This window comes from Paenibacillus sp. FSL H7-0940, assembly GCF_037979415.1.
GTDB lineage: Bacteria > Bacillota > Bacilli > Paenibacillales > Paenibacillaceae > Paenibacillus > Paenibacillus amylolyticus.
Genome location: NZ_CP150280.1, coordinates 3815306 through 3840063, shown reverse-complemented (window position 1 = coordinate 3840063; position 24758 = coordinate 3815306). Strand labels below are relative to the sequence as shown.

Annotated in this window: 27 protein-coding genes and 1 riboswitch; of the genes, 26 read left to right on the top strand and 1 reads right to left on the bottom strand. The window is 45.4% G+C overall.

Annotated features, from left to right (window positions below; translation table 11 throughout):
* Positions 1-38: 38 nt before the first annotated feature.
* The 22 genes from MHB71_RS16875 to MHB71_RS16770 all read left to right on the top strand — a co-directional run bounded on the left by MHB71_RS16875 (position 39) and on the right by MHB71_RS16770 (position 16777).
* Positions 39-716, top strand: coding sequence for a class I SAM-dependent methyltransferase (locus MHB71_RS16875; protein WP_340026996.1), 678 nt, complete (start codon positions 39-41; stop codon positions 714-716).
* Positions 717-722: 6 nt separating this feature from the next.
* The gene (locus MHB71_RS16870; protein ID WP_340026994.1) at positions 723-884 is read left to right on the top strand and encodes a hypothetical protein; all 162 of its coding nucleotides are present in this window, start codon (positions 723-725) and stop codon (positions 882-884) included.
* Between the two features lie 97 nt (positions 885-981).
* Positions 982-1530 carry a hypothetical protein gene (locus MHB71_RS16865; protein WP_340026993.1) on the top strand — a complete coding sequence of 183 codons (549 nt, stop codon included), beginning with the start codon at positions 982-984 and terminating at the stop codon, positions 1528-1530.
* On the top strand, positions 1530-2069 hold the full coding sequence (locus MHB71_RS16860) for a GNAT family N-acetyltransferase (RefSeq protein WP_340030184.1): 540 nt from the start codon (positions 1530-1532) through the stop codon (positions 2067-2069). The genes MHB71_RS16865 and MHB71_RS16860 overlap by 1 nt, the downstream gene beginning before the upstream one ends.
* Positions 2070-2116: 47 nt before the next feature.
* Positions 2117-2641, top strand: coding sequence for a YfiT family bacillithiol transferase (locus MHB71_RS16855; RefSeq protein ID WP_036610311.1), 525 nt, complete (start codon positions 2117-2119; stop codon positions 2639-2641).
* 33 nt (positions 2642-2674) lie between these two features.
* The gene (locus tag MHB71_RS16850) at positions 2675-3190 is read left to right on the top strand and encodes a GNAT family N-acetyltransferase (RefSeq protein WP_340026991.1); all 516 of its coding nucleotides are present in this window, start codon (positions 2675-2677) and stop codon (positions 3188-3190) included.
* Between the two features lie 50 nt (positions 3191-3240).
* Positions 3241-3322: riboswitch (ZMP/ZTP riboswitch) on the top strand.
* 60 nt (positions 3323-3382) lie between these two features.
* Entirely contained in the window at positions 3383-3985 is a 603-nt protein-coding gene (locus MHB71_RS16845) for a DJ-1/PfpI family protein (protein WP_340026990.1), read from the top strand.
* 11 nt (positions 3986-3996) lie between these two features.
* Positions 3997-4470 carry a GNAT family N-acetyltransferase gene (locus tag MHB71_RS16840; protein WP_340026989.1) on the top strand — a complete coding sequence of 158 codons (474 nt, stop codon included), beginning with the start codon at positions 3997-3999 and terminating at the stop codon, positions 4468-4470.
* A 175-nt stretch (positions 4471-4645) separates the two neighbouring features.
* Positions 4646-5029, top strand: coding sequence for a VOC family protein (locus tag MHB71_RS16835; protein WP_076327101.1), 384 nt, complete (start codon positions 4646-4648; stop codon positions 5027-5029).
* 192 nt (positions 5030-5221) lie between these two features.
* Positions 5222-5968: a class I SAM-dependent methyltransferase gene (locus tag MHB71_RS16830; RefSeq protein WP_036610302.1), complete on the top strand. Its 747-nt coding sequence runs from the start codon at positions 5222-5224 to the stop codon at positions 5966-5968.
* 49 nt (positions 5969-6017) lie between these two features.
* A complete protein-coding gene (locus MHB71_RS16825) occupies positions 6018-6782 on the top strand; it encodes an SDR family NAD(P)-dependent oxidoreductase (protein ID WP_340026988.1) in 765 nt (254 codons plus the stop codon).
* 189 nt (positions 6783-6971) lie between these two features.
* Positions 6972-7661, top strand: a complete 690-nt coding sequence (locus tag MHB71_RS16820; RefSeq protein ID WP_017689733.1) for a response regulator transcription factor — start codon at positions 6972-6974, stop codon at positions 7659-7661.
* Positions 7658-8662, top strand: coding sequence for a sensor histidine kinase (locus MHB71_RS16815; RefSeq protein ID WP_340026987.1), 1005 nt, complete (start codon positions 7658-7660; stop codon positions 8660-8662). Before MHB71_RS16820 ends, MHB71_RS16815 begins: the two co-directional genes overlap by 4 nt.
* Before the next feature lie 116 nt (positions 8663-8778).
* On the top strand, positions 8779-9534 hold the full coding sequence (locus tag MHB71_RS16810) for an ABC transporter ATP-binding protein (RefSeq protein WP_076327097.1): 756 nt from the start codon (positions 8779-8781) through the stop codon (positions 9532-9534).
* Positions 9531-11456 (top strand): ABC transporter permease, encoded by a 1926-nt coding sequence (locus MHB71_RS16805; RefSeq protein ID WP_340026985.1) that lies wholly within the window; start codon positions 9531-9533, stop codon positions 11454-11456. Before MHB71_RS16810 ends, MHB71_RS16805 begins: the two co-directional genes overlap by 4 nt.
* A gap of 198 nt (positions 11457-11654) precedes the next feature.
* Positions 11655-12200, top strand: a complete 546-nt coding sequence (locus MHB71_RS16800; RefSeq protein ID WP_340026984.1) for a ClbS/DfsB family four-helix bundle protein — start codon at positions 11655-11657, stop codon at positions 12198-12200.
* The gene (pgsA, locus tag MHB71_RS16795) at positions 12200-12730 is read left to right on the top strand and encodes a CDP-diacylglycerol--glycerol-3-phosphate 3-phosphatidyltransferase (RefSeq protein WP_340026983.1); all 531 of its coding nucleotides are present in this window, start codon (positions 12200-12202) and stop codon (positions 12728-12730) included. The genes MHB71_RS16800 and pgsA overlap by 1 nt, the downstream gene beginning before the upstream one ends.
* 16 nt (positions 12731-12746) lie before the next feature.
* Entirely contained in the window at positions 12747-13172 is a 426-nt protein-coding gene (locus MHB71_RS16790) for a GNAT family N-acetyltransferase (protein WP_340026982.1), read from the top strand.
* 37 nt (positions 13173-13209) lie between these two features.
* A complete protein-coding gene (locus tag MHB71_RS16785) occupies positions 13210-13647 on the top strand; it encodes a GNAT family N-acetyltransferase (RefSeq protein WP_340026980.1) in 438 nt (145 codons plus the stop codon).
* Between the two features lie 108 nt (positions 13648-13755).
* Complete coding sequence (locus MHB71_RS16780; RefSeq protein ID WP_076252533.1) at positions 13756-14178, top strand: hypothetical protein; 423 nt, start codon at positions 13756-13758, stop codon at positions 14176-14178.
* A gap of 178 nt (positions 14179-14356) precedes the next feature.
* The gene (locus MHB71_RS16775; RefSeq protein ID WP_127544562.1) at positions 14357-15577 is read left to right on the top strand and encodes an RtcB family protein; all 1221 of its coding nucleotides are present in this window, start codon (positions 14357-14359) and stop codon (positions 15575-15577) included.
* Between the two features lie 12 nt (positions 15578-15589).
* A complete protein-coding gene (locus tag MHB71_RS16770) occupies positions 15590-16777 on the top strand; it encodes a DUF4272 domain-containing protein (protein WP_340026978.1) in 1188 nt (395 codons plus the stop codon).
* A gap of 118 nt (positions 16778-16895) precedes the next feature.
* Here MHB71_RS16770 and MHB71_RS16765 read toward each other — a convergent pair whose 3' ends face one another.
* Complete coding sequence (locus MHB71_RS16765) at positions 16896-17936, bottom strand: LacI family DNA-binding transcriptional regulator (protein ID WP_340026977.1); 1041 nt, start codon at positions 17934-17936, stop codon at positions 16896-16898.
* 527 nt (positions 17937-18463) lie between these two features.
* Between MHB71_RS16765 and MHB71_RS16760 the strand changes: the two genes are divergently transcribed.
* From MHB71_RS16760 to MHB71_RS16745, 4 genes are all read left to right on the top strand, one after another.
* On the top strand, positions 18464-19843 hold the full coding sequence (locus MHB71_RS16760) for an extracellular solute-binding protein (RefSeq protein WP_100529658.1): 1380 nt from the start codon (positions 18464-18466) through the stop codon (positions 19841-19843).
* 125 nt (positions 19844-19968) lie between these two features.
* Positions 19969-22896, top strand: a complete 2928-nt coding sequence (locus MHB71_RS16755) for an extracellular solute-binding protein (protein ID WP_340026975.1) — start codon at positions 19969-19971, stop codon at positions 22894-22896.
* Between the two features lie 75 nt (positions 22897-22971).
* Positions 22972-23883 (top strand): sugar ABC transporter permease, encoded by a 912-nt coding sequence (locus tag MHB71_RS16750; protein ID WP_047842211.1) that lies wholly within the window; start codon positions 22972-22974, stop codon positions 23881-23883.
* 2 nt (positions 23884-23885) lie between these two features.
* Positions 23886-24749: a carbohydrate ABC transporter permease gene (locus MHB71_RS16745; RefSeq protein WP_017689719.1), complete on the top strand. Its 864-nt coding sequence runs from the start codon at positions 23886-23888 to the stop codon at positions 24747-24749.
* Positions 24750-24758: the final 9 nt, after the last annotated feature.

The window sequence follows — 24758 nt, the reverse complement described above, 5'->3', positions numbered from 1 at the left end:
ATGTTTAAATAAAGGGAATTTTTGTCAGGAGGAACTCTATGAGCATGGAATGGTACGATATGATTGCACAACGTAATGGGGGATACAAGGGTAGAGCTTTGTATACGTTGGAAGGTAACTCTGCTGAAGATATTTTTGAAGAGCGGTTGATTAAGCTTCTGCCTCAGTATACATCCGTGCTCGATGCAGGTTGTGGACATGGGGAGTTTACGTTGAAAATGTCGGAATATACCGATCACATTATAGGGGTTGATAATTCGGAAGAGATGATAAAGATAGCCCAAAACAGTCTTCATTCAAGCACGATAACAAATGTGGAATTTGTCTGCGTCAGCACAAAAGAAAAGATGCCATTTGAAGATAAACAATTTGGTCTGATCTACGATCGCAGAGGTCCAACTTCCATTATTGAGCATGGGAGATTGCTGCAAAAGGGTGGAGTCATGATTGGTATTCATACGGATATAACAAAGGTACGTGAGCGTTTGGAAAGAAATGCTTTTAAGGAGATCAAGATTGAGGAATATAACGAGGCACTTATGATTTTCTCGGATGAAAAAGAGTTTGCCATCTTTCTCTCCGATATCCCCGGAAACCCGGATTATACACAGCCTGAGTACCGGGAACAGCTGGAAGTCAAGCTGAAGGAGAACCGGGTTGATGGTAGAATTGCTGTAAGAGAATGCAAGTATATTTGGCAGGCCATAAGGAGCTGAAGCCGATTGAATACAGAATTTTCAGAACAGAAATATGGTGAAATGGGTGTCAAAACCAGCTTCGAGCAGATGGCGAACGGGGAGCAAAAATATAAAATGATAACAGAAGATGGCAGTTATTATTGTAGCGATACATACCATCAAGCATGGATTGAACACCTCCAGTGATTGGACGGCATCCCCTGAGTTGGATAGGTTAACTCAATCTTTAACAGAGAAGGAGCTACTCCAGAAGTATGATTAACCAGACGGGAGGATCAGACAGATGCGTAAAAGTACAATATTTTGGATTACGGGAGTAACGATAATTCTCTTGGTGACTCTGCTCATATACAGCTATGTTATTCCAAGTGTGAGTGCCCAGGATGTTGTGATGGCAGGCACAATCAGGCAGATTGATACGGATGTAGTTGAGGTAGAGTTAGAGATAACGCGAAAAAGAGAAGACAAGGATCAACATATGGTGTATCCCGTTGTCCCTGGATGGGAAGGGGTCACATTCACTGAAGAACAAGATGATGCGTGGTACATGCCTTCGTCTGTTGGCAGCTCCTATCTTGATCAAGTCATTTTGGAAAAGTATCTGAAGGCGCAGGGGAAAACCATGAAATCAACTGATAATCTGATAGGGTTTGCGATACCTGATGAGATAGGGAGCTACAAGTTGCGGTTAACGCTCAGATCTTTGGATGGAACGACTCAGCCGCTTGAGAATCCCGTGGTGTATTATGTTCACAACGAGCATTTGTTAGGGAAGGATCTGAGTTGGGTTACGAGTGAGAATCTGGAGATCAATAAGGAGTATTCAGAATGATGAATGTATATGAATCGAATGAAATCACTGTACGTTTCTTGGACTCAGAAGATGAACAACATCTGGTGAAGTGGCTGTCAGACCCGGAAGTTCTTCAATACTATGAAGGGCGTGATCGGCCGCATGATCTGGAACAGGTGAGAGAGCATTTTTACAATCAGAAAGAAGGTGCTACTCGTTGTATCGTTGAGTATGGAGGACATCCGATTGGATACATTCAGTTCTATGAGCTTGAGGAAGAAGAGCGAACGGAGTATGGTTATGGAGACACGGATGAGATCATCTATGGAACGGATCAGTTTATTGGTGAGGTAGAATACTGGAATAAAGGCATTGGTACACAGTTGATGCAATCCATGCTGGCTTATCTGATTAATGAAAAACAAGCCCGTAAAGTGGTTATGGACCCTCAATCCTGGAACTTAAGAGCGATATCCTGTTACGAGAAATGTGATTTCCAAAAGATTAAGCTGTTGGAGAAACATGAGCAGCACGAAGGACAGATGCGAGACTGTTGGCTTATGGAATATGCCCTGTAGATCCTGCTTAAAGTTATTTAAATCATGTAAACAAGGAGGAATAATGGATGGATGAAAGATTTCCGATAGGACCATTTGTACACACGGGTGAAGTTACTTTGGCACAACGGGAGAAGTGGATTCAGGACATTGCTGAGTTGCCTGAACGCGCACGAGAAGCGGTAAAGGGATTGAGTGAAGAGCAATTAAGTCTACCGTATCGAGAAGGTGGATGGATGCTCAAACAGGTTATTCACCACATGGCAGACAGCCATATGAACAGTATGATTCGTTTCAAGTTGGCGCTGACAGAGGATACACCAACGATTCGGCCTTATTATGAAGAGCGCTGGGCTGAACTGAGTGATTCAAGAGACCTGGATGTCGAATTCTCGCTTCAGATTCTGGATGCCCTCCATCGTCGTTGGGTGTTTCTGTTAAACGCGCTGACAGATGCAGATTATGCCAAACAATTTTATCATCCCTCATCGGAAGAAACGACAAGACTGGATTACAATCTGGGCATGTATGCTTGGCACGGCAAACACCATGTTGCTCACATCACATCGCTTCGGGATAGATTGGGAATATAGCTATTAGAAATATCTTTTAAGGAGGATTCATCAATGAGTGTACATATCAGACTATTAAATGAGAACGATCCTGTAATCATATCAAAGGCGTTTCAGGAGCAGGGTTGGGGGAGATCCCCTGAGCAGTATCTTCATTACTTGGCTGAACAACAGTATGGGGAACGCGTAACCTTGGTAGCCGAGTTGAATGGAGAATTTGCCGGATACGTGAATGTATTGTGGAATTCCAGCTACCCGTCTTTCAGGGAACAAGGAATTCCCGAAATTAACGATTTTAATGTACTAATGAAGTTCCAGCGCCAAGGTATTGGTTCACGGTTGATGGACCGAGCAGAGGAAGTTATTCTGGAACGAACGGATGTAGCAGGCATTGGTGTAGGTGTGTTTTCCGATTATGGCAAAGCGCAAGTTCTATATGCCCATCGCGGGTACATACCAGACGGTCACGGTGTACACAAACATGATCATTACATTCAGCCGGGTGAAGAAACGATTATGGACGACGATGTTGTACTTTATCTTACGAAGAAGTTAAAAGCCACGCAATAATTTCATAATATATACAATATGAAAGATGTCATGTATATTAGTTGTAAATATCTGTTATGTGTGACTGGCGTAAACGTGGAGTGAACCACTAGGGAGCACATATATTATATGCCGTACGCCTGGGCAAAGTGTTTGATCTTTTGATCAAACACTTTATTTATTATTCAGGGAACGAAAGGACTGGTGGCGGCAATGAAAATGGCGTTTGTTTTATTTGATGGAATGACAAGCATGGATTTAGCTGGATTTTATGAAGCAGTGACTTGGCTAGCGATTCTGAAAGTAAAGGAAAACGTATCATGGACATTCTGCGCAGATAAGGAGGAAATTTCAGATGACCGCGGGCTGAAAATGAAATCCGATGCAGTATTACCTCATCTAGGGGATTTTGATCTAGTATTTTTTCCTGGTGGATTATCAACTAGAACGCTTCGATTTGATGAGGATTTTATGCGATGGGTCCGAACGGCAGAAAATGTCACTTATAAAATATCTATTTGTACCGGGGCTCTACTGTTGGGGGCAGCAGGTTTCCTAAAAGGAAAAAGGGCTACTACCAACTCATCTGCTTATGATTTATTGAATCCTTATTGTGCAGAAGTAATCTCAGCGCGTGTAGTGCGTGATGGTAATACGGTAACGGGTGCGGGGGTTACGGCTTCCATTGACCTGGGACTATACTTGGTCGAAATGTTAACGTCTACGGAGATCGTCCTTCAAGTTCAACAAAAACTAGAGTATCCATATTATGAAGCTGGTAACTTAAAAGATGTCTACATGCACACTAAAAGGTAGGGGATAAAAAGATGACTATTCGCCTTTTTCAAGCGATTGATCAGCCAGCGGTGCTGAAAATGATGACGGATCATGATTTTCAATTCCCTTCGTTTATACGCGATCAGTATCCTGCGCGCTGGGATTTATTTTTAAAAATGACGGATGAACGTATCAGTGCTTATTATGTCATGGTTGACGAAGCAGATGTTGTCATAGGTCATGCTGGTTATATCTTTCATCCTACTGTTAACCGATATGAAATCGTTGGCGTTGTTACATGCAAATCACACCTTCGACAGGGAGTAGCACGTGGACTAATTACAAAAATATGTATAAAAATAGCTGAATTCGGCAGTGGTGATGTCATGCTTTACACACTTGATCATGAAGAAAATGAAGCAGCGCTCCTATTTTATGAACGAATGAATTTTCAAAAAGAAGGTGTTGATATGAACTATTATACCTCGGGGTTTCATAGAGTTTCACTTGTTAAAACATTATAAGGAAACTTCAAAAAACTAATTGAAGTGGAAGCATAAAAGTGTACTTCAGTTTAAGTTGCATGGACTTGCAAAGAAAGATGATCAAAAAGCTGTCCTGCATGTTATACTCTATTGGAATTTGAGGAATGATAAGCAGGATGTTAAGAGATTAGATGATCAGAGGAGTGAATGATGCATGTTTAGCAAAGTCGGCCAGATTATGTTGTATGTCAACAATCAGGATGAATCACTGGCATTTTGGACGGAAGTTGCAGGATTCCACATTGTGGATGAAGTAAACCTTGACGAGGGCATGAGATGGATTGAGATTGCGCCTACCGCAGACTCGCAGACAAGCATTATACTCCATGACAAAGAGTTCGTTGAACGGATGTCGGCGGGTGTAAATCTGGGCACACCTTCGTTAATGTTCTTCACCGAAAATCTGGATCAGTTATATGCCGACTTGGCTGGTAAACATGTAACGGTTGGAGAGATTGTCGAGATGCCAACGGGGCGTGTCTTCAACTTTGCTGATAACGAAGGAAATTACTTTGCAGTTTTGGAACGGGCGAAGTAAGTTACAACTTAAAACAGCACCATTGCAAGCGGTCGACATTCATGTCGGTCGTTTTTTTGTTGGGAAAAAGCTTATGTTTTGGAGTAGAAAAACACAAGAAAAATAGAGAACTACTGGGTAAAAATGTTATAATAGAGTGTGGCTGATTTATTGAAAATGACGAGGAGTGAATAGTCTGAAATGAAGGTTTGAATGGAGCAGTTAAGGAGGAATGTGGTTGTGGAAAAGACGATTAAAAGTGTACAGGATCTATATGATATGCTCGATGCGGATTTCAGATCTGCCAAGCAGTTTTGGGAACCTTTCTATGAGGATCGGAACAGACCAATCCCCTTTTTCCCAAACAAACCGGATGAGAATCTGGTAGCGCATGTGAACGAAGGTGTGCTGAGCGGCGGTAAGGCACTGGAACTGGGGTGTGGCCCGGGCAGAAATGCGTTGTATTTAACCCGCCAAGGATATCAGGTAGATGCTTATGATCTTTCGGAGACAGCTATTGCTTGGGCTAAAGAGAGGGCGGCAGAGGAGCAACTGGACGTGCATTTTGAATGTCGATCTGTGTTCGAATTATCCCCAGAGCAAGAATATGATCTTGTCTACGACTCGGGTTGTCTGCACCATCTGTTGCCACATCAGCGCATTCCCTACATAGAGATGATCCACAATGCACTCCGGCCTGGAGGATACTTTGGAATGACTTGTTTTGCTCCTGGTTTTGGCGATATTGGTGGGCCTGAGATCGTTATGAATGATTGGCAGGTGTATCAAGAGAAGTCGATGCGCGGTGGTCTTGCGTTCACGGAGGAGAAGCTTCGCTACATGCTGGAAGATGGCTTTGAATGTGTGGAGTTCCGTGCAATGAAGTCGCTGGAGCAACATGAACCGTATTTTGGTGTACCTTTTCTCTGGGCCACGTTGTGGAGAAAGAAAAACTCGTAAGAATAGTGAAATAAACATGCATTGAAAATAGAGGAGGAGTGGTATCGGAATGGGAACAGAAACAGGAAAAAGACACTTTATCATTACAGGCACATCCAAAGGGATCGGTTTACAACTTGCAGAGTTATTATTGGCTAAGGGGGATTACGTTTACGGTATTTCACGCGGGGGTTCGGATCTGTTGGAATCAAGCGAGGAATGGAGCGGGCGTTACCGCCATGTTCAGTATGATCTTGCCGACCTGAATGGGATCGATGATTTGATTACACACATATTGGACCAAATACCTTCTCAGGAAGCTGAATTCATTGGACTCATTAATAATGCAGCGATGCTGGAGCCTCTAAAACCTATCAATCAATGCAGTGCGGCAGAGATAAGTCAGAGTCTTAACATCAGCCTCGCAGCACCAATGATATTAAGTTCCTCTTTTATTCAACAAACAAATCATCTGTCCGCCAGACGTAAAATTGTCAATCTCTCATCGGGTTCGGGAAGTTATCCGGCGCCTTCAATGGCAGTGTACTGTACATCCAAGGCAGGTATGAACATGTTCACCCAATGCGTATCTTTGGAGCAAACGGGCCAACAGAACCCTGTTGAGATTATTGCTTTTGATCCGGGGATGGTCGATACGGAATTGCAGGCTGTTGCACGAGGCAAAAGTGCAGAGGAGTTCGCTCTTGCAGGTATGTTCAATCAAGTATATGAAGCAGGACAATTAAGATCGCCACGAGACGTAGCGATGCAGTTGATCGAGCGGATGGACGAAAATAGTGATTCAAGCCATGTTATACACACTGTTGAGAGCTAATATGATATACGATACTTCTTTCAGCTCGTTTTCTTACGAAGTATGGATACCTTTTGATATAAGCCCAACTTCCCTGTACACTGGAATCAGCGATCGGAAGAACGATTCGTAACGGTAAAGGTGATCCTGCAACAACGGAGTCTAATTACCTTATTCAACCTTAGAAGATCAGAAACGTGGTGAAGTCTCTTGTTTAAAATTATGCTCATTGAAGACGACGAGTCGTTATTCAGTGAAATCAAGGAACGTTTGTCCCAATGGTCGTATGACGTGTATGGTGTGCAGGATTTTGGAAAGGTATTGCAGGAGTACAGCGTAATTCAGCCGCAACTGGTCATTATAGATATTCAGTTACCCCAATATGACGGGTTCCATTGGTGCCGGATCATTCGTTCGCACTCCAATGTGCCGATTATCTTTTTGTCCTCACGGGATCATCCTGCGGATATGGTTATGTCCATGCATTTGGGGGCAGACGATTTTATCCAGAAGCCTTTTCATTTCGATGTATTGATTGCCAAGATCCAAGCGACTTTGCGGAGGGTGTATAACTATAATACAGAGCATATTGAACTTCGAACCTGGCGCGGTGCGGCTATTGAATATGTGAAAAATACACTGACCTGCGGGGATGAATCTGTCCTGTTGACCAAAAACGAAATGTTCATCCTTAAAGTGCTGGTCGAGCACAAAAATCAGATTGTTACCCGTGAGGACCTCATCCGGAGCTTGTGGGATCATGAGCATTTCGTGAGTGACAATACGCTAACGGTTAACGTTAATCGGTTACGGAAGAAACTTGAACCCATCGGCTTGGAGCGGTACATTGAAACCAAAGTAGGGCAGGGGTACATGGCAACGGAAGAGGCAGAAGCATGATCGGAAAGTACATACGAGAAAGGGCTAGTTGGTTATGGCTACTGGTAAGCATGCAACTTATTATTTTATTGGTGGCCTACCTGGACTCGTCCATTCCATTCCAATCTGTGATGTATATCGTAGGACTGAATGTGGTGGTATGCCTTGTTTTTATCTGGGCGAGATACCTGAAAGAGACCCGTTTCTATAAAAAATTGAGCATCTGGGATCATACCTATGATCTGGGAGAACTCGATATCGCCGAAAGTCCATATGAGCAGATTGTACATGAGGCCGTCAGTTCCCAGACACAGCGGTATCGTAAGGAGTCGTCACATCATTTTATCGCTCTGGAACAGGAGAAGGACGAGATGTTGTCCTGGATTCATGAGGTGAAGACCCCACTGACAGCGTTGCAACTGATGATCGAGCGCTTGCCAGATGACAAGTTACAGAGCCAAATGACATATGAATGGTTACGAATTCATCAGTTGCTGGATCAGCAGCTTCACCAGAAGCGTATTCCGTTTATGCATAATGATCTGTTCATCGAAGAGACGGAACTTGAACCGGTATTGAATAGCGAGATACGAGCACTGAAATCGTGGTGCATCTCCAAAGGCATTGGCTTTGATGTGTCTTTAATCGTATCGCGCGTGCTCACAGACAGCAAATGGTTAGGCTTCATCCTCCGGCAGTTGTTGAGCAATGCGGTGAAATATAGCGATTCATCGGACATCCTCATTGAAAGTCGGGAACAGGATGGACACATCATACTCATGATTCAGGATCACGGGCGAGGGATTGAGACTCAAGATCTGCCGCGTATATTTGATAAAGGATTTACGTCTACCCGAGGCAGAATGGATGGAGCGGCTACCGGGATGGGGCTGTATCTGGTTCGTCAGGTGGTCCAGACGCTTCATGTGAACATTCATGTAGAATCTTCTCTTGGCGAGGGCACAACCGTCACACTTACTTTTCCGCGAAAAAACGACATGGTGCATCTTGCAGGCGTGTGACAACAATGTCACATGCTTTTTGGTTTTGTTCGGTGAATCACACGATAACACTGCACATCCCGATTATGATATAGACACGAGCATTTTGCAGAAGATCTAAGAGGAGTGAGCGGGATATGTGGATACTGGAAGCCAAAAAAATTCATAAAGTCTATGGTAATAAATTAAATAAACAGGAAGTGCTGAAGGGAATAGATCTTGGGGTAAGCAAGGGAGAGTTTGTTGGTATTATGGGGCCTTCGGGTTCGGGTAAAACAACGCTGCTTAATGTACTTTCCTCCATTGATCGGGTGAGCCAGGGCACGATAGATATTGAGGGCAAGGAATTCACCGGAATGAAGGAGAAACAGCTGGCTGAATTTCGCAAACATCATCTGGGCTTTATTTTTCAGGAATACAATCTGCTGGATACCCTTACGGTAAAGGAAAATGTATTATTACCGCTCTCGATTACGAGCATTCCAAAGCAGGAGGCACACCACAAGTTTGAACAGATCGCACGTGAACTGGGAATCTACGAGTTGAAAGACAAGTATCCATCTGAGATTTCAGGGGGTCAGAAGCAGCGGACTTCGGCAGCACGAGCATTTGTCCACGAGCCGAGTATCATTTTTGCGGATGAGCCGACAGGAGCGCTGGATTCCAAGTCCGCTTCGGATCTGCTCGGCAAGTTAAGTGATATGAACAGCGCCCGCAAGGCGACTATTATTATGGTTACCCATGATCCGGTTGCCGCAAGTTATTGCAGCAGAGTGATCTTTATTCGAGATGGTCAGATCTACACCCAGTTGAATAAAGGAGACGAGTCACGGCAATCGTTCTTCAACGATATTATCAAAACCCAGGGCGTATTGGGTGGTGTGCAGCAATGAGCTTGAATTATATTATCTTCCGCAATCTCAGGAAAAATCTGAAGAATTATTATCTCTATGTATTTGCGCTTGTGTTCAGTGTGGCATTGTATTTCTCCTTTGTGACGTTACAGTATGATCCTTCCATGGATGAGGTAGCTGCTTCAACAAAAGGTGCGGCGGCTATAGGCGCATCTTCGGTACTGTTAATCGTCATTGTTGGTATCTTTTTGCTCTATGCCAATACGATCTTTATCAAGCGGCGTAGCAAAGAGATTGGATTATTTCAATTGATCGGACTGACGAAAGGCAGAATTTTTGGTATTTTGAGTGCGGAGAATAGTATTCTTTATTTTGGCTCCATGGCTATCGGTGTGTTAATTGGGTTTCTTGCGTCCAAGCTGGTATTGATGATATTGTTCAAAATTCTCGGTGTGGATGCGATTACGAAACTGTATTTCTCTCCCATGGCACTGATGCAAACGGTGATTGTTTTTACGATCATGTATCTGCTCATCATGCTGATGAACTACACTTTTATCAAGAGACAGAGCATTCTCTCACTCTTTCGGGTGTCGGCCACTTCGGAGCAGCAGGTGCAGAAGATGTCTGTCGGACAGATGATTGTTGGCGTCTTGGGCATTGCTCTGATTGTGTATGGATACTTCATGTCTGCACGGCTGTTCAGCGGTGAGGCCATGGATATGCAGCAGTTGATGTATACGATGATCCTGATTCTCTTCTCGGTCATACTGGGGACATACCTGTTCTATAAGGGTTCGGTAAGTTTTATCTTTAATCTGATTCGCAAAAGTAAAAACGGATACCTTACCATTCATGAGGTGTTGTCGTTATCTTCAATCATGTTCCGCATGAAATCCAACGCATTGCTGCTCACAATTATTACAACCGTGTCGGCGCTTGCTATTGGCATGCTGTCACTCAGTTACATTTCGTATTATTCCGCAGAGGCTCAGGCGAAAGAAAGCTTGCCGGAGGATTTCTCTTTTGCTCAGGTTGATGTGAAAGATCGCTTTGTAGCCGAGTTGAAACACAAACAGATACCATATGAAGAGAAGCACAGAGAGCCTATTTATATTGAAATTGATGCTCACGAAGTGATGGATGAGTCCATGACGGAACAGTACCTGTTCAGTAGTGTGTTGAGTGACAACATGGTAGATAACATTGATTTGCAAGCGGGTGAAGTGGTCTTCATGGGATATGGAAATGCCCTTCAGCAGTTAATTTCCATTCAGGAGAAAGGTCCAATCGTCTTGAGCGGGTTGAAACATACGCTGGCACAACAACTGATCGGAACAACCAAACTTGGAGTTCTTCCCACGTATTATACTGGGGGCACGCCTGTAGCGGTGGTAGATGAGACGGTATACCAGCAGCTGCGGCAGGATCTCAATCCCAAGCTGCAAAAATCCGAGTGGGCTGATTACTATGGTGTACGTATTCTGAACGAGGGGCAGGCTGAAGAGGCATATGCCGTATATAAGGAGCTGCAGTTGGAAGCACCGAGCTTCTCCCAGATTGAGTTCAGAAATAACCAACGTAATAATATGGGACTGATTATGTTCATTGTTGGTTTCCTGGGTTTGACGTTCTTGATCACATCGGGATGTATCCTGTACTTTAAACAAATGAACGAGAGTGAAGAGGAGAAGGGTAATTATACCATTCTGCGAAAACTCGGATTTACACAAGGCAATCTGTTGCGTGGAATTCAGATCAAGCAGTTGTTTAACTTCGGTATTCCGCTTGTGGTGGGATTGAGTCATAGTTACTTTGCCGTGAAATCAGGTTGGTTTTTCTTTGGTACGGAGCTGGCGACACCTACGGTCATTGTCATGATAGTCTATACATTGTTATATTCGATCTTTGGTCTGTTGTCTGTGTGGTACTATAAACGAGTGATTAAGGAAGCTTTGTAGAATTGGGATCAGGACTATGCTGATATAGCAAAATAGGTTGAGTAAAGGGCAGCTGTATTGTTTACAGACTGCTCTTTTTTCTTTTTCTAACTATAATGCCTCATGAAAAAAAGGATGATTATGGAATTGAGTCGAAATGATGATAGAGTCCATGCTTCTGATTCATGTATAACGGTGAAACGAGGGGAGTGGAGTAGCTTGCCTGGAGTTCTATATGCCTCGAAGAAAGAGTTAAGTGAGACGATTCGACGCACCTATGAATTGTTTGAGGGTGAATTCAATGACATCCATAACAGCGACAAAGATAAGTGGGTTGAAGGTGTAGATAAGACGCCTGCCCAGATGATCGCGTACCAGTTAGGATGGATGAACCTGGTGATGGGTTGGGAGCGAAATGAACAGTTGGGAAATGAATGTCATATGCCGGCCCCAGGATATAAATGGAACCAACTAGGGTCATTAAATGAATCATTTTACGAAAAGTATTCAGGGTGTACGCTGGAGGAGCTGCGCTCTTTGTTTCGGGAGATAGAACAACAATGGCAGAACTGGATTGACTCGCTGAGCGAAGAGGAGTTATTTGTACAAGGGATAAGACAGTGGACGGGGACCAAGCCCGGATGGGCTATGGTGAAGTGGATCCAGATTAATTCTGTAGCTCCTTTTAAATCCTTTCGGACCCGATTACGTAAATGGAAAAAAGGTCACTTAGCCAACATGGATGAGGGGAGAATGGGTGTCTAATGAATCTGGCAAATAAAATCACGTTGGCTAGAATCGCGTTGATTCCATTGTTTATGATCTGTTTTCTCAATCAGCAAAGCGTGATGATTGCACTAATTATTTTTGCAGGAGCAGCTGGTACGGATAAATTGGATGGATATGTGGCGAGAAAATATAATCAGATCACGAATCTGGGAAAGTTGCTTGATCCACTGGCGGATAAACTGTTGATTGCGGTTGCGCTGGTCATGATGGTTCAGGGGAATATGATCAGTTCATGGATTGCTGTAATCATTATAGGACGTGAAATTGTGATTACAGCTTTACGAATGGTAGCCACAGAGCAGGGCATTGCTCTTGCAGCAGATCGGTATGGAAAAATCAAAATGGTACTTCAGGTGGCAGCCATCATTGCCATTTTGTTGAATAATGTTCCGTTTAGTTTGCTGACTGATATCAGAGTGGATATGGCATTACTATGGGTTGCAACAGGCGTTACTCTCTTATCCGGAATGAATTACATTATCGTAAATTATAAACTGTTGAGATAAAAGGAGTGATTAGGAGATGTCTAAAGGAAATATAACCCCAAGTACCGAGCAAGATTCAGAGTATGTTCGCCAGCAACTTATCGCATTTAATGCTGCACATGTGAGCGAGGAATTAAGGCATCGGTACGAAGAACTGAATTTCAATATCAAAAATGAGACTGGTGAGATTGTTGCAGGTGTGCTGAGTACACTTTGCTGGAACTGGCTGGAGGTTGATATTCTTTGGGTGGATTCTGAACAACGGCATCGGGGATATGGTTCCCGGTTGTTGCTTGAAGTTGAGCGAATTGCGCGAGAGAAATCTTGTGATTTTGTCATGTTGAACACCTTCTCATATCAAGCACCGGAATTTTACAAGAAACATGGCTACCAATTGATCACAACGATCGAGAATGCACCGACTGGACACAGTCATTATTATTTTAAAAAGGACCTCATGTAAGACAAAGCATGCGAAATAGGACAAAATCAGGAGGGTTATGATGGTTATCATTAAAGGAATCGAACTTGAAGATTTACCGGCACTAAGCCAGCTATACAATGAGTTGATGGGAATGCCTACCAATGAACAGCAGATGAAAAAGATGTTTCATTACATACAGCAGAATGGTCATTATCATGTGCTTGGGGCATTTTACAATGGCAAACTGGTTGGGTCCGTTATGGGGGTTGAGTGTATGGATCTGGTGGGGCCATGCAAACCGTTCATGGTTGTGGAGAATGTGATTGTATCGGATCAGGTACGCAGGCAGGGCATTGGGCAGAGGTTAATGCTCCAGATTGAGCGGATTGCAAAAGATATGGGTTGTGGTTACATGATTCTGGTGTCTGGCGATCAGCGTAAGGAAGCACATATATTTTATGAGAAGTTAGGTTTCAAGGATGAGAAGGTTCAGGGTTACCGAAAGCATCTTTAACAGACAGTTCAAGTGAAAATTTCTTACACAAGTGGAAGGATTACTTAAGGAACATGGCGAATAAGGCATAGTCTTAACAAAAGAAACGAATAAGAGGGAGGCACTCTCGTGTTCAAAAAATGGGCTAATGTTTTCATGGTTCTGAGCCTGGTATTCGCCGTATGTTCCCCAACCTCCTATGCTGCCGCCAAAACGGTCAAGGTAACCGTGACGTTGGTGAGCGCAGAGCTTGTCGAGAATAACTCTGTCGGTAATGAGTGGGCCATCGGAGCAAGTGTGAACGGCAAAGATCTGGAAGAGGGTTCGTCAGTCACTTTAAACCTGAAATCCACGGGTACATTGAAACTGGAGGCCATCGCCGAAGAACAGGACAAAATTCCCGATTACGGGGATAAAAGCGCCAACGTCAAACTATCTTCGTTCTCCAAATCAACCAACAAGACACTTTCCGTGGTGGTGACCGAGAACAGAGGCCGATATTCTGGTAACACAGCGACTTGGGCGTTCAAGTTTAAGATTAGCAAGAAGTGAATAGGAACCAACCGTGAGAAAAGAGAGCTGAGCTCTCTTTTTTTATGCGTAAATAATTGTTGATCTAAAGTAAGGCGACGTTTCTAGCCACGCTAATCTTTGTTAAACTAATGAGAACAACAGTATAGAAATAAAAGATGTATTTTCAAAAAAAAGTACATAGGAGGTTAACACAATTATGCGTATCGTAGATAACATTAAAGTCTGGGGGGAGCCGCTGGAGAACGCCGTAAGTCAGGCGGTGACTTGCTCGCAATATGGAGATGTATTGGGTGTGGCTCTGATGGCCGACCATCACAAAGGTTACTCACAACCCATCGGTGGTGTTGTCGCTTATCGGAATATGATCAGCCCGTCAGGTGTCGGATATGATATTGCCTGTGGCAACAAGGCTGTGCGTACAAATCTGATGTGGGAAGATATTCGGGATCAGATTGTAACGATCATGGATGACATCAATTCGACCATTTCTTTCGGCGTGGGTCGTAACAATCCAACACCCGTGGATCATGAGCTGTTCGACGACGCGAGCTGGAAGCTGTTTGATACCATTGAACCGGGATTACAACATAAGCTGAAGACACTCGCACGCAACCAACTTGGAACCGTAGGCAGTGGCAATCATTTCGTGGATATTTTTGTAGAAGAGGCAACGGGAAAGGTGTGGATCGCAAATCATTTTGGCAGCCGCGGGTTCGGTCACAAAGTGGCGAGTGGGTTCCTTAACCTTGCCGCAGGGCGTCAGTTCAGTGGCAAAGCGCCGGGCGAATCGATGGATCAACCGCCTACGTTGTTTGACCTGAACAGCGAAATGGGTGATATGTATTGGGATGGAATGACTTTGGCGGGCCGATACGCCTATGCAGGACGTGATTATGTCATTGAACAGGTGCTCGGAATTCTCGGGGCAAGTGCTGAATACGCCGTTCATAACCATCACAACTTTGCCTGGAAAGAACAACACATGGGTGAAGAGGTAGTTGTGGTCCGCAAAGGCGCAACGCCATTGGCACCCGGGCAACTCGGTTTTGTCGGAGGCAGTATGGGGGATATCTCGGTAATTGTGGAAGGGATCCACAGCGAGGAGAATACCGAGTCATTCCGCAGCACCGTACATGGGGCAGGGCGCACGATGAGCCGGACCCAGGCGGCTGGCAAAATGAATTACAAGCTACGCACACGCATGGGCGGCGAGATTAGCGAAGCACAGATGCATGAGGCGATTCGTGCCTATGGTGTCGAACTGCGGGGAGCGGGCACAGATGAAAGTCCGTTTGTGTACAAGAAACTGCAAGACGTGCTGAACGCACATGCGAATACGTTGAAGATCAACCATGTGCTGCGTCCCGTTGGTGTCGCCATGGCCGGAGGTAATGAATTCGATCCATACAAGGATTAGTCAGAAAAGAGGGTGAACTTCATAAGAAATTGTGCGATATATAGCTCTCAGTTTGACCTGGATCAGCTGTTTGAAGTGATTCAATCCATTTATCCTGAGGGTACGATTGAACGCCGGGAAGACAAGACCCATATTCAAGTGACTCAGAAAAAATGGCTCAGTAAGAAAACCAAAGGCTTTAATATCATGACCAGCCAGACACATCCTGAGGAATTTACGACAATGATTCAGGGCATGCTTGGATTTTTGAGTCAGATTGAAGGGCGCAATGCTTCGCTCCAGGAAAAGGTATTGATCAAATGTTCCACACTTAATATGGTGGTTGGTATTGAGACGGAAGAGGATATATCGGAAGAATTCTTCGGCGAATTGTTACGGTTGGCGGATGCGCTGGATGCCGTCATCTTCTGGGGAGGTGGATCTCTGCTGAATGCACAAGGCCAGTTATTGCTGGATGTGAATGGAGAATCTGAAGTGGAGGATTACACGGTGACAGCGCACACCAGTTTCCTTGACGGTAACAGACCGCAGTCGGAGTCGGGCATTCAACGTAAAGCGCGGTCAGAGCAACGGTTGACTGAACAAGGCATTCCGTATAATGCGAACTTGCCCGTAAGGGCCGGAGACGAGCACACCACGATTCGGAGTAAAGAGGAAGTCGCGCGTCGTGCGGTTGCCCTATGTCTTGCCGCGCTTAAGGGTGAGTGTCTGGGAGCCGGCGAAAGTGCGGATGATACCGCAGCACTGGTTCAGGAAGTGATCGACAAGTATGAGGCTGAATCCTTTTTCTCACCCGCAGAGAAGAGGTTTATCGACCAGCACGGAGCAGAGCAGCAGGAGATCATCTCCTTCTCTTGGGGATATGAAGCCTACCACGTAATGTTGTGGGCGCTTGGTTATGTGAAAGAACTAGGCGCACCAACGGAGTTATGTAACGTAGGGAAGGATGTCGGTTATTTGCAGCAGAAGGATAGTTTTACCGACTTTCTCTCCGATGCATCTCTGCGTAACAAAAGCGAGATTCTGGATGAAGCAGATCTGATCTACCGTTATAACTGGGTGTGCGTGGATAGTCGTGTGAATGACAAAACACCTCCCGCTGGCCTGAATGGTGGAGTGGCTTATGAACGTCACCGGGCATTGAACTGGCTGATCTGTTATCTGGATCAGGCGTGGGATGATGTGCGTACAGACACGTAGAACAGGATGATGTGATGGCCTATTGTAAATAAACAATAAATATTACACAACATACAACAATGCAAATACCCCTTTAGCCGCACAAATACGGTTAAAGGGTATTTGATATTCTGCCATATTACCCACTATGTCTGCCAAACTGTTCACGAATAATGACATCAGCAAGAATCAACTTTTTCTCGACGTTGCTCTCTGGATTCGCAATGCGCCATAACATCTGATCCACTGCACGCGCACCGAGTAACTCCTTGTTCACATTAACTGTGGCAAGTAATGGGATATTGTCGTATAGATTATCAAATCCCGTGACAACACACTGATCGGGTACACGAATACCCATACTCTCAAGGGCTTCTATGGTGTATAGCCCATAGAAATCATTCGCACATACAAACACTTCAGGCAGGTTATCCTCACTGATCACCGAAGTGAACGTCTGGCGGAACTCATCCAATGCCTGATTACTCAGCTCGGGAATCTGATGTATTTCCATCCCATGACCCATAAGCACAGAAGTATAAGCAATCCAGCGTTCATAGAAGCTATGAGCATCCCCGATATTGCCAACGAACTGGAATGTTTTGAAGCCCTTGCGGAGCAAATAGAGCATGATCTCTCGCATGGATGCAAAGTTATCGGTGAATATGCTGTCACTGTGAAAAACAGGGTCCAGATGATCCACCATCACAACCGGAATACTGAGCCGCTTGATTTCAAGCAGAATCGGGGTCGAGATAGAGCCAACGGTAATGATCCCTCGAATGGCATCCGGGTTGAGTAGGGTAAATAGCTGGTCTGCTGAGGGTTCCGTTAAGGTCAGAATATTAATCCCTTTTTGGTTCAGCTTGGAAGAAATCCCGTTAAAGACGGGTCCCCAGTATACGGAGTCTTGATTTTGGTACCGAACATTGGGAAACAAAATCAAGATCGTTCCGCTTGAACGTGTGTTCTTTGGTTCCTGAAGTTCATGGCTGTTATACAGTTCACCAGACAACATGCTATTATCTTTGAAATATCCAAGTTTGCCAGCGGCCTTGAGAATGATATCCCTCGTTTGATCGCTAACTCCCGATTTTCCAGACAAAGCTCGTGACACCGCGAATTTCGACAAACCCGTAAAATGTGCAATCTCCTGAATTGTTACCTTTGTCTTCATCATACCATCCTTACACTCGTAGTTCTGCCGTATTCCTTATTTGGAGCGATATCCAACGATTCTAGTATAGCATGATGTATTTCTCTTAATCTAATAACGGACAGAGAATTCAAAATGTTAGTGATGCACAGTATTTTAGGATGAACGTTCAACGTGACGGTAAGCATATTTTCAGATAGTATGACGAATTTTGTCTACTGAATTATTATTTTGTTATTTTATAAAAATAACAAAATAAACAAAGTTATAATTATGGTTTAATAAGTTTGTACTTAGAGTCCAGGATATTGAATAAGCTGTGATACAGGCATATCACAGATTAATCAGCATTTTATCAGAGAAATTAGAAAATGTTGACAACAAAAATGTTGACGCTTACATTTTGCTGTGTTAAATTTTGTTTGTCAAAAGCAAACAAGAAAATAACAAATGGTGGTGGTTGTTTATTTTCGATTGGTTGATGAATGGGGTTAACGATTTAGGGTGAACCATGATTGGTATACACATTCGGGGAGGTTGTTAAAATCATGATGAGAAGATGGAATGTTCTACCTCTGATGTTATTGGCTGTGATGCTTTTTGTATCCGCTTGCAGTGGTGGGGGGACAGCGCAGACGGGGACCGAAGCAGAGGGAACAACGAACTCAGGTAACAGCACCGAGGTCGCTGAGACAGAGAAAGAGGGCGAAGCGGAAGAAGCTGTGGTTAATGTGCCTGATCTGGGTGGGCGTGTCATCAAGGTCGCGGCCTGGTGGGACTTGAAACCGGCGGGAGAGACGGCCTCCGATAAGGCCAGACTTGATAAAATTGCAGAGGTCGAGAAGAAATACAACGTAAAACTGGAGTTTGTTAACGTACCTTTTGAAGAATACATGAACAAATTCACAACGTCTGCACTGGCTGGCGAACCGTTCGCCGACATCGTTCAGATGGAGTACAAATCCGCACTACCCGCCATCCTCAAAGGGCAACTATTGCCCATCTCCGAATTCACTACACCTGAGAATAACATCAACCAAGAGGCTAACCTGATTGCAAAATTTCCTGCCATTGCAGGCAACGAATATGCCTTCGAATCTCCAACCAGCATTGGTCTGGGACTTCACTATAACCGTGACTTGTTCAAAAAATTATCTTTGCCTGATCCTCAAGAACTGTATAACCAAGGTAAATGGGATTGGGATAAATTCATGGAACTTGCCAAACAGGCAACCAAAGATACCAATAACGACGGCAAAACTGACGTATACGGATTTTCTGGCTGGGCGCTTGATGTCGTTCGTCATTTTACCGCAGCCAATGGTGGAACAATCGTGGATGATACCAATAGCAAAGAAGGATTGTCTGATCCGAAAACGATTGAAGCTGCCGAATTTGTCAAACGCCTGTATAACGTGGAAAATGTCGTGAAGGTCAAAACCGGCGACAAAACCAATTGGGAGGAAAGCAATACGTTCAAAGATGGAGATGTAGCTCTGTTCACCGCTGCTGAATGGCAGTTGGGCGATCTCACCTTTGCTGTTGGTGTTGTGCCGATTCCGAACGGGCCACAGGGTAGCAAAGAGGTAACGTATGCAAACAATGCAGCATCAGCGAAGTTCATTCCAAAAGGTGTGGAAGATCCAAAGATCGTCTACCAAATCTATGAAGAGACCTTCGACATCCCGCAGATTGAAGAGTATCCAGGTCAAGATTATCTGGAGAGTCGTTATACCGACGAGAAGGATATTGCGATCATTCGCGAGCACATTGCCGGAACGGGCCGTATTTTGCTGGATGATGCCTACACGGGATACCCATTCGGGGATTATGTGAACGATATCATCAAAAACAATGCTTCCGTGACAGCAACAGCCGAGAAATACAAAGCACAGGCACAAGCCGCCATTGATAAACTCGGCAAACAATAACAACACTTATCACCAGCAAACGATTCAGGCAGGGGGCTCGTGTCGGCAATGTTGCACGGAGCCCCTTTTCCTGAACCACCAAATCGGCATTGCTGGCATCAGCCTTGATGAGGAGGACTCGTAGGATGGCTGGAATTCTACAACGTAAGACATGGATATTGTCCACAGTAATCATCGTGGCGGCAGCCTGCATCATTCTATATGTAACTTCCGGCGCTGATGGAAAGAGTGCAAACATTCCACCTGGCAGTCTGCCTGCCATTGAAGTGGATGCAGTCTTGCAGCAGACCCGGCAGAAAAAGGGATACGAACAGTATCGATCCGGAACGGATCAGGCTACACAGCCGAATGTGGACATCACCATTGAAGCAGGAGATTACATAAAAGCCGAAGGTGAAGACGTCCGCAAACTGACTAATTATGAGGGAATGGATGGTGTATCTCTCCATACCGGAGAGACCGGACAAGTCGATTGGACGATTAATGTGCCGGAGACCGGGCTGTATAACCTGTCCGCAATCTATTTTCCCGTAGAAGGCAAGAGTTCGGCCATTGAGCGTGCATTGTACATTGATGGTGAACTTCCTTTTGCGGAAGCCGCCTATTTGCAGTTTGACCGGGTATGGGCGAATGAGAAAGATGTCGTTGAACAGGATAACCAAGGCAATGACCTTCGCCCGAGACAAGTGGAGCAACCACGCTGGCTGGAAGAAACGTTTCAGGACTCCGACGGGTACGAACAGACTCCATTCAAGTTTTATTTGGAAAAAGGGGAACACACGCTAACGCTAAAATCATCGCGTGAACCCATGGTGATTCGGTCCATTCGTCTTTTTAATGAGAAGACAGCTGTTCCTTACGCGGAAACTGCAGGGGCACAACAATCGGACTCCTCTGGGCAGCCGAAGGATGTACTGATTCGCATTGAAGGAGAAGCCGCGATTGCCAAATCTTCACCTACGTTATACCCGACAAGCGAACGGTCAAGTTCTGCTGTATCTCCTTATAGCGCTTCCCAGGTACGCATCAATACGATTGGTGGCTTTAACTGGCGTCTGCCAGGGCAGTGGATTGAATGGGAAGTGGATGTGCCAGAGAGCGGACTTTATCATATCGGTTTTACCGCACAGCAGAATTTTGTCAAAGGCATCTATTCTACGCGCAAACTGACCATCGATGGTGAAGTTCCGTTTGCAGAGATGGCGAAAGCGCCTTTCCGTTATCAAAGTGACTATCGTATTGACGTGATGGGCGGCAAGGAAGCATACAAGTTTCACATGGAAAAAGGAAAACATGTGCTGCGGCTGGAGAACAGCCTCGGGGATTTTGCACCGCTTATCCGCAATGTGGAGGACAGTCTGTACAACTTGAACTCCATGTACCGACGTATTCTGATGATTACAGGCACCAAGCCTGATGAATTCCGTGATTACCGGGTGGAAAAACAGATTCCGAACCTGCTGGAAGTATTCAGCGGAGAAAGTAAACGTCTCAAGGACGTGGCCGCACAGCTTCGTCTTCTGTCAGGACAGTCCAGCGATCAGGAAGCACTGATTAAGACGATGGCGTTGCAACTGGACGAGATGATTGACAAGCCAGATACCATTCCAAGACGGCTTGCGGCTTATAAAACCAATACAGGCGGTCTCGGCACATGGGTGCAGCAGGCACGAGAGCAGCCCCTTGAAATCGATGCACTGTACGTCACTTCGATTGACCGCGATATTCCTGGAACAGGTATGGGGCCACTTGCCAAGCTTGGTCATGAAGCGAAGATATTCTATCATTCGTTCTTCATTGATTATAACCAGATTGGTAATGTAGCTACATCTGAAGATCAGCGTACGGTAACCGTCTGGATTGGTAGCGGACGTGATCAGGCGAATACGATGAAAGCGATGATTGACAAGACCTTCACACCAGACAGTGGTATCAATGTCAATCTGAAGCTGGTGAATATGGGAACCTTGTTGCCAGCGACTTTGTCCGGTGAAGGACCAGATGTAGCGATGCAGATCGGCAATGATCTGCCGGTGAACTTTGCGATGCGGAACTCGGCTGTAGATCTGACGCAATTCAGTGATTATAGCACCGTGGAACAGGAGTTCAGGGAAAGTGCAATCGTGCCGTATGCCTATGATTCAGGCGTATATGCCCTGCCGGAAACGCAAACTTTTAACATGCTGTTTTATCGTAAAGACGTGCTCGAAGAACTCGGACTTGAAGTGCCTCAGAACTGGGAAGATGTCGAAGCTCTGCTCGCGATTCTGAGCAAAAATCATATGGAATTTGGTATGCCGATTGTGACCCAAGCGAATATGCAGGGTGTCAATATTCCGCCGAACTCTCAGTATGCCACGATGCTGCTTCAGAACGGCGGCGCCTTCTATCGTAACGATGACAAGGAGTCGGATCTGGATTCAAGGATCGGAATTGAGACGTTCAAGCAGTGGACGGAGTTCTATACCGATTACAAGTTAGAGCGGGAATATGATTTTGCCAACCGTTTCCGGACAGGACAGATGCCTATCGGACTAACGGATTACACCATGTACAACCAATTGTCCGTATTTGCACCGGAGATTCGCGGACTATGGGGATTCGTTCCTGTCCCGGGAACCGTTCAAGCAGATGGTACCTTGAATCGGGACGTACCGGGTGGAGGTAGCGCAGTCATGATGCTGGAGGGTGCCAAAGATCAGGATGCGACGTGGGAGTTCATGAAGTGGTGGACCAGTACACCGATTCAAGCTGAATTCGGGCGGGAGATGGAAGGGCTGATGGGTGCCGCTGCCCGGTATCCAACGGCCAACATCAAGGCGCTGGATTCCCTGCCGTGGCCTGCGGAGGATTACGCCAATCTCAAGGCACAATTCGAAACGGTGAAGGGCATTCCTGAAGTACCCGGTGGTTATTTTACAGGCCGCCATCTGTTCAATGCATTTTACAAAACCGTTGTTGGCCAAGTGGAAGCCAGGGAATCCATCATGGATTATACCCAATATATTCAGGACGAGATTCGCGTCAAACGTAATGAATTTGGTCTTCCGTAAGCAGAGGGAGGGTTAATCGTGCCACAAATATCACTCCGAGACGGACAAAACAGTCCTCCTGAGAAAGCGTCAAGGATGGGCATGAAATCGTGGTGGAGCTGGAAGCTCCAGGAAATGAAGGCCAGCAAACATTCCTATGTTCTGCTTGCACCTTATATGCTCCTGTTCCTCATGTTTACCGTGATTCCGGTTGTCATCTCGATCATACTCAGCTTCACCTACTTTAACATGCTGGAATTCCCGCGTTTTATTGGCTGGCAGAACTATACTCGCCTGTTTCTGGAGGATGATGTATTCCTGATTGCAATCAAGAATACGTTGTTGTTCGCCATCATTACCGGACCGATCAGTTATATTGCTTGCTTTGTCTTCGCGTGGATCATTAATGAGTTAACACCGAAATGGAGAGCGTTCATGACGCTGATCTTCTACGCGCCTTCCATTTCGGGCAATGTGTATTTTATCTGGCTGATGATCTTCTCGGGAGATCGTTATGGTATTGCCAATGGGTTGTTGATCAAATGGGGTTTTCTGCTGGAGCCAATCCAGTGGCTGAAGACGGAAGCCTACATTATGCCTATTCTCATTCTCGTGCAGCTATGGCTGAGTCTCGGAACCGGATTTCTTGCGTTTATCGCTGGTTTGCAGACGGTGGACCGGACATTGTACGAAGCGGGAGCGGTGGATGGGATCAAAAATCGCTGGCAGGAACTATGGTACATTACCTTGCCTTCGATGCGTCCACAGTTGATGTTCGGCGCAGTCATTCAGCTGACAACCTCGTTTGCCGTGGCCGATGTGTCGATCGCACTGGCCGGGTTCCCAAGCGTGAACTATGCAGCAGAGACGGTGGTAACCCATTTGATTGACTTTGGTACTACGCGGTTTGAGATGGGATATGCATCAGCAATTGCTACCGTACTGTTCATGATTATGGTGGGCACCAACTTGCTGGTACAGAAACTGCTTCGAAGGGTGGGAGAATAGCTATGGCTGCAATTGCGACAGGCAAAAAACGCGTGAATCGCTCGCTATCGGGAAGCCTCTCCCTGTTTGCCCTTCTGCTCGTATTTGGTGCCTTCATGGTGCTGCCGTTGATCTATGCAATCAACAATGCATTCAAACCATTGGATGAGATTTTCACCTTTCCACCAACGCTGTTTGTCAAAAATCCCACGTTCAGCAACTTTACAGATCTGCTGAATCTGCTGAGTGACTCGTGGGTGCCGTTCTCGCGTTATATATTCAACACGGTATTTATTACAGGTATCGGTATCGTAGGCCACGTACTGCTAGCTTCCGCAGCGGCGTACCCACTTGCCAAACACAAGTTTCCGGGCAAAGTATTCATGTTCCAAGTGGTCGTACTGTCACTGATGTTCACACCTGCGGTAACGGCAATTCCAAACTATATGATCATGTCATGGCTCGGATGGATCGACACCTACTGGGCCGTCATTATTCCGGCATTTGCCTATTCACTCGGGTTGTATCTGATGAAACAGTTCATGGAGCAGATCCCGGATGCACTGCTGGAAGCGGCCAAGATTGATGGTGCCAGTGAATACCGGATCTTCTGGTCCATTGTCATGCCCAATGTGAAGCCAGCCTGGCTTACATTAATCATTCTGCTGTTCCAGATGTTATGGGGCAGTGATGGCAATGGGTACATCTATAGCGAGCAGCTCAAGACCCTGCATTATGCAGCAGGGCAGATTATTCAGGGCGGAATATCCCGGGCAGGAGCTGGTGCTGCGGTAGCACTGATTTTGATGAGTGTGCCGATCACGCTATTTATTTTCTCTCAGAGCCGAATCATTGAGACGATGGCGAGCTCGGGCATGAAGGATTAAGGGGGAACG

What these genes read in the sequence shown, in the direction of transcription:
- MHB71_RS16855 (WP_036610311.1), top strand. Translation starts at nt 2,117, where the DNA reads ATGGATGAAAGATTTCCGATAGGACCATTTGTACACACGGGTGAAGTT.
- MHB71_RS16865 (WP_340026993.1), top strand. Translation starts at nt 982, where the DNA reads ATGCGTAAAAGTACAATATTTTGGATTACGGGAGTAACGATAATTCTC.
- MHB71_RS16760 (WP_100529658.1), top strand. Translation starts at nt 18,464, where the DNA reads ATGAGAAGATGGAATGTTCTACCTCTGATGTTATTGGCTGTGATGCTT.
- MHB71_RS16825 (WP_340026988.1), top strand. Translation starts at nt 6,018, where the DNA reads ATGGGAACAGAAACAGGAAAAAGACACTTTATCATTACAGGCACATCC.
- MHB71_RS16785 (WP_340026980.1), top strand. Translation starts at nt 13,210, where the DNA reads ATGATGGTTATCATTAAAGGAATCGAACTTGAAGATTTACCGGCACTA.
- pgsA (WP_340026983.1), top strand. Translation starts at nt 12,200, where the DNA reads ATGAATCTGGCAAATAAAATCACGTTGGCTAGAATCGCGTTGATTCCA.
- MHB71_RS16860 (WP_340030184.1), top strand. Translation starts at nt 1,530, where the DNA reads ATGAATGTATATGAATCGAATGAAATCACTGTACGTTTCTTGGACTCA.
- MHB71_RS16775 (WP_127544562.1), top strand. Translation starts at nt 14,357, where the DNA reads ATGCGTATCGTAGATAACATTAAAGTCTGGGGGGAGCCGCTGGAGAAC.
- MHB71_RS16790 (WP_340026982.1), top strand. Translation starts at nt 12,747, where the DNA reads ATGTCTAAAGGAAATATAACCCCAAGTACCGAGCAAGATTCAGAGTAT.
- MHB71_RS16835 (WP_076327101.1), top strand. Translation starts at nt 4,646, where the DNA reads ATGTTTAGCAAAGTCGGCCAGATTATGTTGTATGTCAACAATCAGGAT.
- MHB71_RS16745 (WP_017689719.1), top strand. Translation starts at nt 23,886, where the DNA reads ATGGCTGCAATTGCGACAGGCAAAAAACGCGTGAATCGCTCGCTATCG.
- MHB71_RS16830 (WP_036610302.1), top strand. Translation starts at nt 5,222, where the DNA reads ATGGAGCAGTTAAGGAGGAATGTGGTTGTGGAAAAGACGATTAAAAGT.
- MHB71_RS16875 (WP_340026996.1), top strand. Translation starts at nt 39, where the DNA reads ATGAGCATGGAATGGTACGATATGATTGCACAACGTAATGGGGGATAC.
- MHB71_RS16850 (WP_340026991.1), top strand. Translation starts at nt 2,675, where the DNA reads ATGAGTGTACATATCAGACTATTAAATGAGAACGATCCTGTAATCATA.
- MHB71_RS16840 (WP_340026989.1), top strand. Translation starts at nt 3,997, where the DNA reads ATGACTATTCGCCTTTTTCAAGCGATTGATCAGCCAGCGGTGCTGAAA.
- MHB71_RS16805 (WP_340026985.1), top strand. Translation starts at nt 9,531, where the DNA reads ATGAGCTTGAATTATATTATCTTCCGCAATCTCAGGAAAAATCTGAAG.
- MHB71_RS16810 (WP_076327097.1), top strand. Translation starts at nt 8,779, where the DNA reads ATGTGGATACTGGAAGCCAAAAAAATTCATAAAGTCTATGGTAATAAA.
- MHB71_RS16765 (WP_340026977.1), bottom strand. Translation starts at nt 17,936, where the DNA reads ATGATGAAGACAAAGGTAACAATTCAGGAGATTGCACATTTTACGGGT.
- MHB71_RS16845 (WP_340026990.1), top strand. Translation starts at nt 3,383, where the DNA reads ATGAAAATGGCGTTTGTTTTATTTGATGGAATGACAAGCATGGATTTA.
- MHB71_RS16815 (WP_340026987.1), top strand. Translation starts at nt 7,658, where the DNA reads ATGATCGGAAAGTACATACGAGAAAGGGCTAGTTGGTTATGGCTACTG.
- MHB71_RS16755 (WP_340026975.1), top strand. Translation starts at nt 19,969, where the DNA reads ATGGCTGGAATTCTACAACGTAAGACATGGATATTGTCCACAGTAATC.
- MHB71_RS16750 (WP_047842211.1), top strand. Translation starts at nt 22,972, where the DNA reads ATGGGCATGAAATCGTGGTGGAGCTGGAAGCTCCAGGAAATGAAGGCC.